The following is a 17,217-nucleotide window of genomic DNA, read 5'->3' on the forward strand; positions in this document are numbered from 1 at the left end:
GCGTCAGATCATTTCAGCCTGGGGTCTCCCGAAGACGTGGACGCCGTCCGCGGCCCGCTCAACATCATTTTCGCGCCGTCGCCGACCAGGAAATAGGCGCCCCAATAATAGGGGTTCGAGTAGCGCGGCTGCTGCATCAGCGTGTTTTGCGCGGACTTGAGCGCGGCCGACATCGAGCTTGTGCGGCCGGCGCGATAGAATGCCGCCATCAGATCGTCGCTCTGGCGGGTCGCCGGCACGCTCCAGAATGTCGCCAGCACGGATCGGGCGTCGGCGACCAGGAAGGACCGCACCAGCCCGTCCAGCGCCGGCGAGCTTTCCTCGATGCCGCTTCGGCGGCCGGTCGCGACCGCGCCGGACGAGGTGTCGCACGCGGAGAGCACGACCAGGTTCGCGTCGAGGCGCAGGTCCGCCACTTCGGAGAAGGAGAGCAGACCGTCCGACATGATCTTGCCGTCAGGGGCGGGAGGAGCGAGCGTCGTCAGCAGCGCAGGCGGGATCGTCATCGAGCATTGATCGACCTGCGAGCGCTGTTCAGGCAGGCCGTGAGTCGCAAAATGCAGGATCTGGTACTGGCTCAGTTCCTGACTGGCGGGGCCCGACAGAAGATTGGCGTCCGTAAAGCTGGGCCCGACGATTTCCGGCGGGCTGCCGATGCCGAGCGCATCGGCTGCAACCGAGATTTCGCGTGCGCTGATCGGACGCGCGCTCATCATGTTCGCGGCCCAGGCGCCGTAGCTCACGGTGCAGTCGAACGGCATCGCCTTGCTGGCGACGGCGTCGCTGACCGGGGCCGGCGGAGAATTTTCGCCCAATCCAAGGAATGGCTTTGGCGCCAGCGATGCCTGCCGGGCCCGCGCCTGCAGGAACGAGCGCGGCGAAAGCGCGACCATTGATTCGACGTTCCGCCCCAGGAACGCGACCTTGCTGAAGTCGCCTTTTGCGACCTGTTTCTGATAGGCCTCGACCGAGGCCGGATCGGTCACCAAAATGGCGGGCGGCAGGCGACGCAATTCGCCCGCCGGATTGTAGATGATCCGCTTGGCACCGGCCACCATCGACGCGGCTGGCCCTGCGATCGCCTCGAACAACTGGTGCGACGGCGCAACCGCGAACAGCCGGGTTGAGCCGCTTTCATCGGTTTGCGCGCTGGTCAGCACTGTCACGGCCTGGTTGTCGATCCGCGGCAGACGTTCGGTCGCCTGATAGACAAGGGTACGGTCGCGACCGATCGCAATGCCGAACATCGAGGAGCGCAGCGCCACGAGCTTCCAGAAAACCTCGCCCGGAGCCAGCGCACTGCGGATGGTGGCGATCGTGGCGGGCTGATCTTCTAGGGCGCCGATGCCGCGCGCGCCGAGCAAGGCGGCATTGACCTCCGCCAGCTTTGCGTCGGCCGCGGCACGCTCCGCCTCCAACCCCGGCAAGTCCGCTTGCGCCGCACCCGTCGCGGCGGTGATTTCATAGCGCAGCCGGATGAGCTGCCGCTCAAGACCGACCCGCTGCCTCAGCAGATCCGCAACCTTCGGGTCGCTCGCTGCCGATTGGCGCAGTTGCGCGAGCTCGCGCGCGCTGGCCGGCTCGCTGATCATCTGCATGGCGCGAAAATATTCCTCGTCGCGCGAGTCGCTCTCCGGCGCCTGGGTAAGCAGCGAAAAATATCGCTCCAGAGCCGCCTGCGACACATAGCCGGTACCGGTCAGGTTGGAGAGCGATTGCACCGCGGAACTATAGTCGGCGAGCGCGACCTGTTGTCGGGCCGGATCGCGCGATTCAGTGCTCGCGCGTTCCAGCTGCGCTTCGACGAGTAGGGGCGCGTTCAGAGCGGTATCCGGCAAGGGGCGGCGCTCGACGAACACGCAGGTGCCGGGTTCTTGCGGCGCGCTACCCTGCAAGGCTGAAATGGCGCAATCGAAGCTGGCGAGAGCCGTGCCGAAATCGCCCTTGCGCGCCTCTATGCGGGCTTTTTGACGCTCGATGGAGGAACGCATCCAGACGATCCGCTCGGGGGCGATCTCCCGCACTGGGTCGCGCGCCGCCTCGGCCGCCGTCGCGAGCGCACGCTCGGCATCAGCCGTCCGGCCGAGTGCGAGATAGGCGACACTGAGCGCCCAATTGCGCTGCGCTTCCAAGAGGTTGCGCGACAGGGCATTGGCGTCCGTCAATGACGATTGGAGCGAGCCGGCCTGAACCGCTGCTTCCTGGTTCAACCGGCTGAGCGTGGTCGGATCCTGGAGGTCGCGGACGCCGCTGCCGCCTCTGGAAAGCATCTCGATCGCGTCGGCCCAGCGGTGCTGGTTGATACGGTCGATGCCGCGATAGGTGATGAGCTGCTGCTGCTTGTAGGGCCCGTCGGGCAGATTTGGACTGTTGGCCAGGATCAGCTGCGCGACAGCGAAATGCTCTTCGGCGTCGCTGAACCGGCTAAGGTTCGAGTCGGCAAGGCCGGCGGCGAGCCGCAGGTCCAGCTTGGTTCCGGCATCGGCGTCGGCAAAAGCGCGCAACGCATCGTTCAGCACGCGCGACGCGTCGAGCATTCGTCCGGCCTGCAGCCCGCTTACCCCTTCGGTGAGCGCTGCTTCCGCCGTGATTCCGGAGCCCTGCGCAACCGTCGTCACGACCGGACCCGGCGGGACCGAGTCGAGCTTGATGGACGGCGCAACCGTCTTGCGGCCCGATGGCGGGGCGCTGCTCGCGGCGACAACCTTCAGCGCCGACTCCAGCGGCCCCAGCGCGACTTCGAGCGCCGCGCCCTGGTAACTGGCGCCTTTGCGCTCGAAGCGGATGTCGACCACCGGGCGTCCGAGCTGTGCGTCGAAGCAACGGCGCACTTCGACCGGACCGATACCGGAGACGCTGGCCGCGGCTGGCGCGCCGCATTGATCGATGCTTGGATGCTCGCGCGGGGCGCTCAGATAGCCCTGCGCTTCGGCCGCCGACACACCCCGGCACGTGATGGCGAAAGGCTGGGCGCCCGACAGGCGGATGCCCCCCTCTCCCATCGTCCATTGCCGCGATGCCGAGCAGGAATCGCCGGCGCTGTTCGCGCCAAGCTCGAAGCGGTCGGGCGGCGTCGGCTTCGCCACCGCCGGATATTGTGGCGCGACAACGAGCGCGGCGGGCACCAACAGGTGCCATTGACGAGCGAACGCGGTCATTTCTCGTCTCCCGGGTTTTTGCAGCTGGCATCGTCGGGCGGGCAGTCGATCGTATCGATGCCGACCGGCGCGTCGGCGATGTCGACGATCAGGCCCTCATTGCCGCGCCCGATCAGCGGATTGAAGAACAGCGAGGCATCCTCGGCCCGTCCGAACAACTGCGTCTGCCGCTGGTCGTAAACCGAGAAGTTCGGCCGGGGCGGGTCCGTGTTGAGGCATCCCTTGTCCGGAGCGCCGATCACGCAGCCGTTCACGCGGGAATTGACCTGAGTGACGCGGTTTGTCCGCCGTCCACCGACATCGTCGAAGAAGACCGGGGGGACCGCCGCTGCCGACGAGACGAGCCCATTCACCGTCCCGAACATCGCGAAGCTGTTCGAGACGTTGTCGCCGGTGCTGAAGAGCTGCAGCGACGGGTCGGTGGACAGGCCCGACCTGTTGATGTCCGCGCCGCCGCCTGCCGGAAGCGTCTTCTGGAAAAGAGCGAAATCCGAATAGCTGACGAGAAGGCGGCCCGCCGAAAGAAATGTGGTTGGTCCCGAAGGCTGGTAGATATTCGACGAGGGCCGGGAAATGTCGGTGGAGACGAGATCGGGCGACGCTTTGACGTAACGTGCAATGCTGCCGCCGCTGCCGAACACGATGCGCTTCGCCCTCAGATCGACGATACCGTCGTCTAATTTCAGGCTCGCGGCACTGACATCGGCCTGGATCAGCGCGGCCAGCGGCGTCGTTCCGGTTACGACTGCGGCGGGACCAGCACCGCCGCCGATTTGCAGCGTCCGGCTCGGGGCCGAGCTGCTGCTCGCGCCGCCCATCGTGATCGCGCCTTTCAGCTCGACCGTCCCCGTACCCAGGAACCGCAAGCTGGACGTCCCGGTACCGGGCGCCACGCTCAGTTGACCGAAAGTGACGTCCTGCGCTCCGGAGTCGACGACGATGTTGGCCGCCGACAGATTGTCCATCTCGGCATCCGCCAGGTTGAAGCTTCCCGAACCGGCACCCTCGCCGATCACCGTGGCTCCGGCGCCGCTGTTCCGCAGCGTAAGATTGGGGTTTGCGCCGCCCGCGCTCACCATGCCGCCGATGGCGATGTCGCCGGCGCTGTCCAGCAAGATCTGCCCCGAAGCGTTCAATCCGCCTCCGCCGATCGTCAGGCGCTGGCCCGAGCCGGCCGCGATCAGCGTTGCGTTCGTGCCGGCGGTGCCTTTGGTGATGGCAAGACTGCCATTGAGCGCGGTGAGGGTCAGCGCGCCTTTCGAGGCCGTCGCTTCGCCCAAGCTTATGGCGGCGGCTTTGACGCGGATGTTGCTTCCCGAGAGTTCAGGGTCGCCGGCCGCGAACTGGATGCCGCTCGCCTGTCCAGCCGACGCAAGCGACAGATTGGCGAAACGCGTATCGCCGCCGCTCTTGTCCGCGCTCGCGGCAGCGATCGAGACGGTGTCGCCGCCGAGGACATCGATATCGTCGCCGGCCGCGATCATCGCGAGCGAAGCCGCCCCTCCGGTGCGCACGGCGACATCTTCGAACGCCGACAGCTTCGTGCCTGATGTGGCGCTCCCGCCTGCCAGGATTGCAAGGGAACCGGCCGCTGCCGCACCCGACCCCAGACTTGCGTCGTTCGCAGCATTGACGGTCAGGTCGCCCTTCGTCGTCGTCGCGGACTGGACGAGCGCGCCGGTCTCGCTGCGTATTGTGATCCCCGTGCCGGCGGAAAGGGTTCCGGCGTTCAGGACATCGCTCGCTCCGCGCTTCAGCAATTCGATTGTGGTCCCGGCGCTTCCAGTGCCGAGATCGAGACGCCCGGCGCCCGCGTTCAGGCCGATGCTGCTGCCGGCCGTCGCGCCTCCGACGAGGACGGTTCCCGCGCTTCCGCTGACGGAGCCGGACGCGATAAGCTCGGAAAAGCTGAGCAGCGGCCCCGCGTTGACGGTTATGTTTCCGCCGCCGGCGCGCACGATCCCGCCGGTCGCCGACCCGCCGAGCGCGCTAAGCGTCGCGTCGGTTCCGGCGAAGCCGTTGGAAAGGGCGAGATCGCCCGTCTCCGCCGTGAACACCAACGCGCCTTTACTGGCGATCGCGTCACCCACAGCCATGGACGCGGAGACGATCCGGATATTGCTGCCGGCCAACGCGCTTGGCAGCGAGACGGCGCCCGCCGCGGCGACGTCGATGTCGTCGCCCGCCGCGATCGTGTTGAATGCCGCAGCGCCACCCGCGTTGATCGACACGTCTTCGGCCGCTGATAGTTTGTCGGTCGAACTGGCATTGCCGCCCGCGCGGATCGCCAGCGTGCCCACGGCGGTGACCGCGGTGGTGGCGGTGACGTTCGTCTTGGCGTTCAGGCTCACATCACCATTGACGAGCACGCCGCTGGCCATGATCGCATCGGCCGTGCCTGCTTTGCTCGTGGCGAGCAGATAGGCCAGATCGTCCCCGCCGCCGCCGGCCGTCGTGGCGGAGTTCAGCATCAAGGCGCCGGTCTCGGCCCTGAGCGTCACATTGTCTCCGGCCGCAACCGTGCCGAAGCTCGCGTCTCGTCCGGCCGCAGCCGCGACATCCTCACCGGCCGACAGCGTCGTTGCAAACAGGTCTCGGCCGGCTACGATCGCGGTCGTGCGGCCGGCCGTTCCGGCTTCCGTTAAAACGTCACGCGTTGCGCTCGCGAAAAGGTCGTTGGCCGTGGCCTTCGCTTGGCTGGTCACAATCGCGTCCGTCGCGCTTCGGATCTCGACTCCGGTGCCGCCGGTCACCGTGTCCGCCGTCAGCACGTCGCTGGCGATGGCAAGGCCGTCGCCATCGTCGTCGCGCTTGACCAAAGTCGCCGTGGTCGCAGCGGTGCCGGTGCCGAGCGCCAGCAGGCCCGCACGGGCGAGCAGCGACAGGGAGCCGCCACCGGCATTGGCCGTTCCTACGGTCAAGGCGGATGCACTCACGTCGATGTCCTGGCCGGCATCGAGCGTGCCGAACTGACCAGCGCCGTTTGCGGTCACCATGATGTTCCGCGCCGCTTTGAGATCGGCCGCGCCATAGCCCGGCACAACCGGGGCCGGGACGTTGCGGAACGGGCCCGAGCCCCCGCTCGTCGTCTCCAGCGTCGCGCTGCCGGTCACATTGCCATCGGTCACCCGCAGCAGCGATCCCGCCGTGATCGTCACCTGAGCGGCCGTCAAGCTCGTCAGCTCGACCGTGCCGGCGACGTTCATGTTCACCGAGCCGGGTGCTGAAATGGCAAGCCCGTCGGTCGGGGTGCCCTGATCGTTCAGGCCCGACACCGATCCGGCTGCCATGCTGTGAATGTCGTCCGTACGCGCTGTCGCCAGGCCGATGCGGATGTCTCCGGTATCGGCCGTGGCTGTCAGCGATCCGGCGCGGAAGCTGGCCAGGATCAACCCGGGATCGCGCGGCAGGCCGGGAGCGGAGCCGACATTTCTCCCGGCCGAGACGCTGATATTGTGGCCGTCCGGCGCTGCTCCGGCGACTTTGATCGCGGCCGGATCGCCCGCTGGCTCCGCGAATCGGACCGCGCTGTTGTCCGCGCCTTGGCCCGTCGATGTAAGCGAACCGCCCGTGACCGAGCCTCCCGCGACGATGTCGATGTCGTCACCTGCAGTGATTGCTGAGAACGAAAGGTCTTGCCCCGTCTGGATAGCGACGTCCTCAGCCGCCTCGACATTCGCCACAACGGCATTCTTGCCAGCCAGCATTCCGACCGTGTTCGCCGTCGGATTCCCTTCCTCGTCGATAAAGAAGCTGGCCCGCGCCAGATCGATATCTTGGCCAGCCGTCAGCAGGATGTCCGCCGCGTTGACCTTCAGCACGCCGGTCGTCGTCAGATCGCTTGACGCGCCTCCCGCGCTCAAGCGCAGCGACGCGCCGGGATCGTTGATGGTGATGCTGGTCGTCCTGATCGCGCCATTGGCGGTTGCGAGATCGAGCGCCTCGTCGAGAGTCGTGGCGCCGAGCGTCGCCGGGCCTGCCAGCCGGACGCTCGCCGGATCGCGGATCGACCGCATCTTGCGCGCGGTCACCGTTCCAAGCGTCAGCGAGCCGCTTGAGCCGGTTCGCACCAGCAGGTCGGATCGGTTGTTGGCGTCGCCAGTCGCCAACCCGGCCACCACCGTGCTGTCCTTGGACTCGTCGACCGCTGCGGACGCGAAAGAGATGCTGCCGTTGGCCGCGTCGAGCTGCAGCGCACCGGCCGCATTCGCACCGGCCTTGTTCGACTGCAGGGTGAGCTTGTCGCTGCCCACGATATTCCCGGTCGTTGCCGTGATCGTCACAGCGTTGCCGGCGGAGTGGGTCCGAGCTTGCCCGTCGCCAAGCACCACGCCGGTTCCACCCGTCACCACGTAATCGTTGCCCGCCGAGATATCGCGATCAACCGTCGCGGACTGGCCGGCCGTGATGGCGATGTCGGTTCCCGCGGTGCCGGCGCCAAGCCGGGCATTGCCCGCTGCCGCATCGATCAGGATGTTCGATCCTGCCGCGGCATCGTCCACATCGGCCGAACCAGTTGCGGTCAGCGTTGCATTCGTTCCGGCGCGGCCGGCGCCCAGTGTCAGGTCTCCCGCGGTCGCCTTGGCCGTCAGCGCCATTTTGGTCGCGGTCGCAGAGACAAGCTTGATATTCCCCGCGGTCGCAGTGACGTTATCGGCCGCCGCGAACCCGCCAAAGTCGATCGAGCCGGCACTCGCGGTCAGATTGCCGGTCTCCGCTGAGGCACTCTCCCCCGTCAGCGCGCCGCCAGCCGTGAGCGCCACGTTCGCGCCGGTGACCGTACCCAGCCCGACCGATGTTCCGCCGTCGATCGTCACGTCCGCACGTGCGTGGAAGATACCGCCTGTTATGTTCGTCTCGGTCGCGAAGCTCACCGCTCCCGCAGCGGAGATCGTCAGCGGTCCCGCGCTGGCACCGGTAGCCTCCGACTGCAAGGTCAGGCCATCCCGGCCGACGACGTCGCCCGTCGTGGTGGCCGCGACCATGACATTGCGCTCGGCCTTTTGGCTCACGGGCGTTCCGCTTGTGCCGAGGACAACACCGTTCTGTCCGGTGACGATATAGTCGCGCTTTGCGACGATATCGCCGTCCACCGTCGCTATGTCCGCCGCCGCGACAACGACGTCGGTGATACCAGCGCTGCCGGTGCCGAGCCGGGCGTCCCCGTTCGAGGCGGTAATCATCACGCCATTGCCCGCAATGGCCGAGTCTAGTGTGACGACTCCGGCAGTCGCCGAAACGTCGTTCATGGCCGCGAACCCGCCAAAGTCGATCGAGCCGGCAATGGCAGTGACGTTGCCGGTTTCTGCGGTGGCACTCGCTCCCGTCAGCGCACCTCCGGCCTTCAGTGTGACGTTCGCGCCGGTGACCGTATTCAGCGCAACCGATGTTCCGCCGTCGATCGTTACGTTCGAGCGCGCGCCGGCGATACCGCCCGATATTGTCGCCGTCGAAAAGTTCACTAAGCCGGCGGCGGTTATCGTCAGGGGTTCGGCGCCTGCCCCGTCGCTGTTGGATTGAAGCGCCAGATTGGCTTTCCCGATCACGTCGTTTGCGGCCGCGGTGACCGTGACGCTCCCCGCCGCGCTTTGCGTTCGCGTGGCGCCATCGCCCAGCACCACGCCGGTGGCGCCGGTGACGCTGTAGTTTCCGCCTGCCGCAACATCGCCCTCCACCGTGGCGAGCGCTTTGGAGTCGACCACGACGTTGGTGCCAGCTTGGCCGTTTCCGAGCCGGACATTGCCGGCGCTGGATTTCAGCGTTGCCTCCGTGCCGGCACTCACTGTGCCCACATCGACGCTGCCCCCGGTTGCGGTCACGCTGCCCGCCGTCGCGGCGAGGCTTGCGAAGGTGATCGCCCCGCCCGCCGTCACGCTGGTGTTGTTTCCGGCAGACACGCTGCCGCCGGTCGCTTTGCCGCCGGCGTTCAATGTCGCGTCAGTCGCGGCGGTGCCGGTGGTCAGCGCGATGTCGCCATTGGTGGCTGTGAGCGAAAGCGCCCCGCCGGACGTCAGCGTGCCTCCCATGATCGAGCTGTTGGCGCTCTTGATCGCAAGGCTATCCGTCACCGTTACGTCGTGCAGCGCGATCGGCCCGTTGGAGGTTAACGTCACGCCATCGGTGCTGAGGCTCTTCGCCTTGACGTCGTACAGCGTGATCGCTGTGGGGCCCATGACCAGCACTCTCGATTGCGACGCGGTGCCGCCCCGCAATAGGCTCGCCGTCTGGAAGTCCACCGCACGTGCCGCTGTCAGCGTAAGATCCTCCGCGCCTGCGCCGTCGCTGTTGGATTGAAGCGTCAGATTGGCTTTCCCGATCACGTCGTTTGCGGCCGCGGTGACCGTGACACTCCCCGCCGCGCTTTGCGTTCGCGTGGCGCCATCGCCCAGCACCACGCCGGTGGCGCCGGTGACGCTGTAGTTTCCGCCTGCCGCGACATCGCCCTCCACCGTGGCGAGCGCTTTGGAGTCGACCACGACGTTGGTGCCAGCCTGGCCGTTTCCGAGCCGGACATTGCCGGCGCTGGATTTCAGCGTTGCCGCCGTGCCGGCACTCACTGTGCCCACATCGACGCTGCCGCCCGTCGCGGTCACGCTGCCCGCCGTCGCGGCGAGGCTTGCGAAGGTGATCGCCCCGCCCGCCGTCACGCTGGTGTTGTTTCCGGCGGACACGCTGCCGCCGGTCGCTTTGCCGCCCGCGTTCAAGGTTGCACTGGTCGCGGCGGTGCCGGTAGCCAGCGCGATGTCACCCGTCGTCGCGGTCAGGGCGAGCGCGCCACCATTCGACACGGCCTTGGTCGCCTGGAAGTTCGTATTGGCCTGTACGGCGATGTCGCCTGCCGCCGTGAGGCTGACCGCGGTTACCGAGTCGCCCGTGCTCTTGATCGCAAGTCCGTCGGCAACATTGACGTTGCCCAGGCTGATCGCTCCCGCGGACGTGAGCGTCGTGCCATCGCTGCCGAGGCTCTTCGCCGTCACGTCGCCGAGGGCGATGCCCGCGCCGCCCGTGACGACCACGGCCGATTCCAGGGCCTTTCCGCCCAGCAGCGTCGTTGCCGCGTTGAAATCGACCTTTCCGGCCGCGTCCGCCGCTTTCAGCGTCAGCGGCTCGGTCAGAACGCCATCGCTGTTCGACTGAAGCGTCAGCGCGCCCTTGCCCAAGACGTCACCGGTCGTGGCGGTGATCTTCACCTCGCCGCCGGCCCTCTGGGTGACGGTCATGTTGTCCTTGCCCAGCACGACGCCCTTGGCGCCGGTGACGTAGTAATAACCGGGCGCCGTCACGTCCGCGTCGACTGTCGCCGTGTCATTGCTGTTGACCACGATATTGCCGCTGGCATCCGTCGTCACCAGCCTCCCGCTCGCGGCGATCGCGGCGGTCTGGCTTGCATTTGTGACGATCGTCCCCTGGTCGTCAGTGGCAAGGATGATCGAATCCCCGGCCGCCGTCGCGGTCAGCCTGGCGCCAGGCTGCACGTTCAGCAGCGCGGCGGTCATGGCAAGTTCGGTGCCGCCCGCCAGCGCGATCCGCTGCGCGTCGAGCGTTCCCGACGCGCTTACCAGCGCGCCGCTGAGCTCCGTCCCCTTGTTGATGGTGAAGGCGAGCGGACTGCCGACGATGTCGGTGAAGCTGATGTCCTGTGTCGCCACCAGCGCGATCGCGCCATTATATGCCCTTAGTGCGCCGCTGGCATCGATCTGCTGGGCAAGCGCGAACAGCGAGCCGTTATTCGCCGTGAGCATACTGCCGGGGCTGAGCGTGACCGATTTGTCGGACGTGCCGGCGAACTGCGGCGCGTTGAAATTGGCATTCTTGAAATCGAGCGTACTGAGAACGAGGCTGTTCCCGCTGAACGTCCCGGTTGTACCGAAGGTGATGCCGGCCGGATCGATCAGCCACACGTTCACCGAGTCCTGCGCGGTGATCGATCCCCAGATTTCCGAGCCGCCGCCCCCGGTTACGCGATTGACCGCGGTGAACTGCCCGGCGACCCCGCTGTTCTTGAAGATCAGGGCTTCGGTCGCGGAATTGCTCGTGCCCAGCTTGAAGCTGTCATAGGTGACGACGCGGTTTGCGCCGTTGATGTCCACTTGCAGCGAATCCGCCGTCGGATTCGTGATCGTGGCGCCGCCCGCGTTGCTGACGACCGGCAGCGTCTGGCCGGCGGCCGGCGACGAAATCGCTGCGCAGAGCGCGAGCGCGGTCCCGCGCAACAATGTATGACGAAGCGCCGCCCGGGCGCGGCCGTGCGAGGTGATAGCGGCGGACATCAGCGCCTCCCCCAAGGGTAGAGTTGGGTCGTGAATGAGATCAGGAAGCGATTGCGCGGCTTGCGCTCGTCGCTGGTCAGCGCCTTGTCAAGCGGATGCGCATAGATGGCATCCACCACGAACCGCCCGGCCTTGAGAATGCGGATTCCACCGCCGATCGAGCGCAGCAGGCGGTTCTTCTCGCTTGAGGTCGAATCGAGATTGTCGAGCCGCACCCAATCGTAGAAGCCGGTCAGCTCGAAACTGACCGGCGCGTCGACAGGCAGCCTGATCCGCGGTTCTATGCGAAACGCGAACGCCCGGTCGCCGCCGTTCGCGCCGGGATCATAGCCTCGCCCATAGGTGAAGTTGCCGAGAGAGAATTCCTCGAGGTTCAGCACCGGATCATTGGCCCATTGGCCGAACGCCTGGGCGCCGAGCGTAAAGAGAGGATGCGGCCGCCACTCACCCACCAATTCGGCGCGAAAGATCGTCGCCTGCGGGTTGCCTTCGGCGCGGCTCGGCGCGAAGCCGTTGCGCGTGACGCCGCGATCGGTGGCGCTCAGGATATCGATCCCTTTGCGCAGCTCGGCATAGCCCGCCATGCTCGCAAGGACGTCCCCGCGCTGCGACGGTACCGTCACCTGCCCGTCGATCCTAGCGAAAAGCACGCGCAGGCGATCACGGGTCAGCGGGGAGCCGCGGCCGCCGGAAAATAGCTTCGTCCGCTGGTCGAGAATCTCGAGACCGGCAGTCGCGCCCAATTGTTCCTGAACCGTGCGGACCAGTGATTGGCTGAGTTCCACGCCTACGATCGCCGAGCGCGACCGCAGGTCCAGATTGGGGATATCGGGTCGCGAAAAGGCAATGCTGGCGCGCACTCCGGCGCGCAGACCGGAGTCGTTCAAAGCGAAGTCATGCCCACCCTGGGCAACGCGGATTTCGTCCCAATCGAGCGAGTTCGAATAGGCAAAGAAGGAGCGGTCGGCGAGGCCGGTGACGCCGTATGCCTCCGCACGCACGGAAGCAACCGTTGGCCCGAGTTGGCGCGAACCGAAATTCTGAATGTTGAAAAGAACTTGCGCGCGCCGGGTTTCGACGGTCAGCGAGCCGATGACTTCGCCGGGCGCGGTTCCCGCAGCGCTCAGTGCCAGCCGCACATCCACCCCCGGAATGTCGCCGGTCAGCAGCAGAATGCGCTCGGCATCGTAACGATTGAGCGGATCGAGGCGACGGATCGCGGCAATCCGCGATTCGATGGCGTCGCGGAACGGCCCCAGGTCGCCGATGATGCGAACCTCGACGATCTTGGCAGTGACGATGGTGATCCTGAGATCGCCGGAGCTGATCTGCTGCGCCGGGATTTGGGCGAGCGCGACATAGCCCGCGTCGCTCAGCAACTGATTGGCACGGTCCCGAATCCGGCAGACCACGGAAATGGGCTGCTCGCCGCCCGGGCCGGTACCGACCTGGGACAAAAGGCTTTGAAGCTCCGGCGCGACCGGGCTGCCGTCCGGCCGCTGGAACGTCACCGTGGTGAGGGTGACGCGAACAGGCGAATCTTCCAGCGCGCAGGGCACTTGCTGGAGTGCGCCGCGCGCATCCACGCGCGCCGTCGATTTTGCCGAGGTTGTTTCAGGAGCCGGCTGCTCGACTTGGCCTCGACCTGGGATTGCCGGAGCGGCCTGCCTGTCGGGAGGTGCAGCTGGAGGGGATTGCTGTGCGATCGCGTGGGTGCTCAGCACCACCCCGGACGCAAATAGTGCCGCCCGCTTTAGCGCGTCACGCATCAACAAGCCCCCCTGTGCACCGTCTACGCCGGCGCCATTTGCTTTGTTTAAGCGTACTTAGACTTGGCGAAGGTTAAGCCTCGTTTACCAAGAGTCAACTGGGATTATTGGCCGATATCTTCGCTCGATTAGCATTTGCAGAACACGACATAGATCAAGTCGACCTGCGCAACGACTGACGGGTACCGACTATATCTTCGGGACTTCGCCACCAGCAGGCAGACGCCGTCATGAAGGAGTCGGTCGCGCAGAGACTCGACGAGCGCTCGGCGGGGCGCCGGCACGACAGGCACTCCACGACACACCCTTTTCAGGACCGAACACTTCGATGCTCGTTCGCGCTACAGGCGACCTTCAGCCGGACTTCGCGCGGATACGTGGCTTATGCGGACAAATTCGAGCTAAACAAAAGCCTCGGAAATCCAACGATTCCCGAGGCTTTTATGGTGGGCGCGGCAAGGATTGAACTTGCGACCCCTGCGATGTCAACACAGTGCTCTACCACTGAGCTACGCGCCCACTTCTCCGAAAAGCCCAGAAAACTGAGGGTTTCCCGCTACTCGCTAGCGTGCGACTACCCCGCCTTAGCGCACTAGCGCAAGCTCAGTGTGTTGGGATTGTGTTCAGCGAACTTCGCTGCTGAGGTGCGACGATGGCTTACGGCACGGCGGCACGAGATTATCTGGCGCGGGCCAGGGCGGCGCTGCAAACCGGGACGCCCCAAGCTCTATTCTACGCGGCTTACGAGCTACGCTGCTGCATCGAAGCGCGGCAGGCCGAGTACACTGAAGCACTCCTCGCCTACGAGGGAACCAAAATACGCCCTTGGAAGCTCGGCGAAACCAACCAGCGGATTAAGAGTAAGTCGTACAACGCCACCATCGCCAGGATGCGTTTCAAGTTTCCAGACGGGACAACGTTCACCACCTACCACACTCCAGTCCCTGATCAGTTGGTCGAGTTCGCCGAACGGTCCCTCAATCACTTGTTGCACTGCCAACCCTTGTTTCGCGAAGATGAAGACCCTTGGTGGCAGAAGACAAGGGACCAGTTGCTACGCGGCTATCGAATGTGCTGGCTAGCCTGCGAGGGTGATAGCTTGGTCCCACCATTATGGGATGCAAGGACTAAGAAGGTACACCCCGGCCGCATTGAGGTTCGAGAGCACAACGGACCGCTGATCGACGCTATCCAGCGTTATGTCGGAGAGCGCTTCAGGGTGGAAGTCAGCTACCCAGACCAGCCCCCGCCAGAATGGGTTTGCGATCTCTAGGTGATCGGCTGGGGCCAACGCCCTGGTTCCCGTAGCAAATCCGCTACCGAGCCATGGAATGCGCCCGCTACTCGCTGCCCTCGAGGTCCTTTGGTCAGAACCGGTCGTCAGACTGCTCTGGTGTCATCCCCTCAAGCGGGGAGACGGGCTCGGTCTCCTCGCTTCGACTTAGCCGGAACAGCTGCTGGAGAAGCCTAGGTGCCGCAGAGCGCCCAGACACGCCACGCTGGCCGAAGATGATGTCTTTGTCCTTCTTTGCATATGCCTTCAAAAGAAGATCCAGCTGTTCGAGGGCAATCATCCCTAGCTTCTGGAAGTCTGCGCTGCGCTCGTATGCAAAGTCGGACAGGGCGTCGCGTGTCACTACGTCGATGGTGGTGACTAGAGGCCAGTCAGCGGAACCGCGCCAGTGACAGCGGGTGGACTGCACCTCCTTAACGCTGACTTCGGCATTGTCGTCATCGTATGACGCTTCAAACAGGGGCGCATCCACGACGATTACCGGGAAGGTAGCGATGCCGTACTCCGGCACGAAGCCCCGTGTTCCATTCATACGGTCCGTGCGCCTAACGACTGCCGAGCAAGCAGCTGTCACAGAGGCCAAGGCCCCATAAAATCTATCTTGATTACCAAAGGCTTGGCGTCCACCGAACGCAGGATTTTCTGGCGTTCGGAATAGGGCTAACCCGTGCAGGAGGGGACTGCCCCGCAGAAGCCACAGCAGCGCGTCCCATACCTCGCTACTAATCGTCTGCGCTATACAAGCGGAGGTCTGCATCCTTGCCTGCGGTGACGTAAACGCGATCAGCGGCTTATCGGCAGACCACTTGCACTCTACGACGGTTTCTAGCCGTATCCATCTATGGTCGTCTCGAAAGGTGGCTTGGGCTACAACGTCCATCTCTCTCGGTTTGCTGTTCATGTCAGCCCGCACGTGCAACCCTTGATACACGGACAAGCCAGCGTCCCTGAACGTGGCAGCAGTGAAGTACTCAAGGGGGTAGCCTTCGTTGGCCAGCCAGCTCGTAATCTTCGTCTTCAGGTCCTCGGACATCCAAGCGTGGTCCTGCATAGTCGGATAAGGGGCAAGCCCCAGCGCTCACGTATCGGAGGCTGCATATCCACGCCAGCCGTTCACGAACGTGCGTTGCTAGCCGCTCGCTGAGGAGAGCAGCGCTCCGCCTAGGAAGGCCGACGCTAGGCCGCGGAGTACGGATGCGACAGTAGCAGCGTCAGCAGCGCCCTGCCGCCAATGCCGTCAGCCCCTGTACGGCAACGTCCAGCCAGCCCAAGTCAGCACGTCTGCCAGCAAGGGAAACTCTTCCATCGCGTTGAGTAGTTCCCACTGCTGAAGCTGGGCCATGTCGGCTTGGTTGTAGCCATCGGGAAAGGTCACTTCGAGACGCCCCGTCGGCCACCGCTTGGCCACAAGGTTGCCGAAGGATCGCTCTAGGTGTTCTCCCTCTCGCTCCCGCCGCTTGCGCTCAAGCAGGTCGAGGTGGCCCTCTTTGCTGCGCTTCGCAACGGGAGCAATGCCTGCCTTCATGCGCTCGAAGTTCTCGCCGCCCCGATTGAGATGGCAGCGGTAGCAGGACCTGTCACGGGTGCGTTTGCGGAAGTCGCCACAACGGGCGCAGGGGCGCTCCAGGGCGATGTAGAAGGCCGCACCGTCAATGAAGGCTGAGAACCTCTCCTCGCTCGCTACGCGCCGTTTGAGAGCTTCCTTGAAGCCGTCATCCACATGGCAGAGCCGCCGCTGCCGGGCGTCCAGTTTGTCGGCTCGCGGCTGTCGCTGATGAAGGGTGAAACGTGGGTCGGATTGTGGTCCGTGCGGACCGGCTGGCTTGGAAATGGTACGCTCCGATACAGAAACTCGCCCCATGGGTACGCCTCTCGGGTGAACGAGGCTTATTTGACTTAGTTATGGACCCGTGGTGCCCCGGAAACAGGTTGGTCCGGAGGACCCTTCGGTTCGATAAGAGGCACGTCCCCGTATCTAGTAAAGAAGGCGTCCAGCATGGCGAGCCTCAGTTGCTCCTCGTGCTTATGAGCTACGATGAAGCTGTCGTGGATGGGCAGGATGGGCACACCGAGGCCTTCCATCTCTTCCATTACTGATAGCGCAAGCTCACTGTCCTCACGCTGAAGACGGATACCCTCTCCCGTGCCAAACCAGGGTTCTACATCAGGGAGCCGGGCGATGAAGCTGGCAAGATAACCGCTAAAAGTGTCCTTCTTACCAAGAACAGCCAAGTCACCCTTGGCAGCTCTCATTTTGAGGCGCTTGGCAGGATCGGGACTAGCTCTGTTAAGAAGTCGGTTGAACGTTCGCTTGCCCAAGTCGCGCATCTCGGTGCCAAGATAAGGAGGCACAAGGTATGGGTCGAAGAGAAGCGGCCTGCCCAGGCGCTGATACAAAAGTTCGGGGTGTAGCGTCTTATAGTCAAGCTCAACTACGGGCTCACCATTGATCGTAATGTAGGGTCTTAGCGCCCTAGGGAAGCTCATCCACCATCCGCCGTAGAAGCGCCCCCCGCTGTGCCAGTCCCCTTTGAAGGCCCGGTAAATCGACGTTGCGGTTAAGTCGCCTGCATAACGGCGCTTACGTTCCCTCGCCTCAGCATCTTCGCCTTCATCATCAAGGGCCTTCAACTCCAGCGCCTTTGATCGGCCCCCACCGAGTGGTCCGGGTTTGATGTTAGTGCATTCGTTCCTCCGCCGCCATGCCCGCCCGTAGGTGGAGCGAA

At 64.9% G+C, this 17,217-nt stretch carries 7 protein-coding genes and 1 tRNA gene; 1 reads left to right on the forward strand and 7 read right to left on the reverse strand.

Annotation, left to right across the window (positions count from 1 at the left end; translation table 11 throughout):
* Nucleotides 1-8: 8 nt before the first annotated feature.
* The 4 genes from GON01_RS02490 to GON01_RS02505 form a co-directional block, all read right to left on the reverse strand.
* Nucleotides 9-3,158 (reverse strand): CHAT domain-containing protein, encoded by a 3,150-nt coding sequence (locus GON01_RS02490; RefSeq protein WP_157025639.1) that lies wholly within the window; start codon nt 3,156-3,158, stop codon nt 9-11.
* The gene (locus tag GON01_RS02495; protein WP_157025640.1) at nt 3,155-11,428 is read right to left on the reverse strand and encodes a two-partner secretion domain-containing protein; all 8,274 of its coding nucleotides are present in this window, start codon (nt 11,426-11,428) and stop codon (nt 3,155-3,157) included. The genes GON01_RS02490 and GON01_RS02495 overlap by 4 nt, the downstream gene beginning before the upstream one ends.
* On the reverse strand, nt 11,428-13,014 hold the full coding sequence (locus GON01_RS17305; protein WP_157025642.1) for a ShlB/FhaC/HecB family hemolysin secretion/activation protein: 1,587 nt from the start codon (nt 13,012-13,014) through the stop codon (nt 11,428-11,430). The genes GON01_RS02495 and GON01_RS17305 overlap by 1 nt, the downstream gene beginning before the upstream one ends.
* Before the next feature lie 627 nt (nt 13,015-13,641).
* A tRNA-Val gene (locus tag GON01_RS02505) sits at nt 13,642-13,716 on the reverse strand.
* A gap of 133 nt (nt 13,717-13,849) precedes the next feature.
* On the opposite strand from GON01_RS02505, the gene GON01_RS02510 reads away from it, so the two are divergent.
* Nucleotides 13,850-14,470 (forward strand): hypothetical protein, encoded by a 621-nt coding sequence (locus GON01_RS02510; protein WP_157025644.1) that lies wholly within the window; start codon nt 13,850-13,852, stop codon nt 14,468-14,470.
* Nucleotides 14,471-14,564: 94 nt separating this feature from the next.
* Here the strand turns inward: GON01_RS02510 and GON01_RS02515 are convergent, their stop codons facing one another.
* The 3 genes from GON01_RS02515 to GON01_RS02525 all read right to left on the reverse strand — a co-directional run.
* Nucleotides 14,565-15,524: a hypothetical protein gene (locus GON01_RS02515; protein ID WP_157025646.1), complete on the reverse strand. Its 960-nt coding sequence runs from the start codon at nt 15,522-15,524 to the stop codon at nt 14,565-14,567.
* Between the two features lie 204 nt (nt 15,525-15,728).
* Nucleotides 15,729-16,211: a hypothetical protein gene (locus tag GON01_RS02520; RefSeq protein WP_157025647.1), complete on the reverse strand. Its 483-nt coding sequence runs from the start codon at nt 16,209-16,211 to the stop codon at nt 15,729-15,731.
* Nucleotides 16,212-16,387: 176 nt separating this feature from the next.
* Nucleotides 16,388-17,217, reverse strand: an 830-nt coding sequence (locus tag GON01_RS02525; RefSeq protein WP_220128475.1) for a hypothetical protein, incomplete at its 5' end; no start/stop codon positions are given.

The sequence above is a fragment of the Sphingomonas horti genome (assembly GCF_009753715.1).
Classification (GTDB): domain Bacteria; phylum Pseudomonadota; class Alphaproteobacteria; order Sphingomonadales; family Sphingomonadaceae; genus Sphingomonas_B; species Sphingomonas_B horti.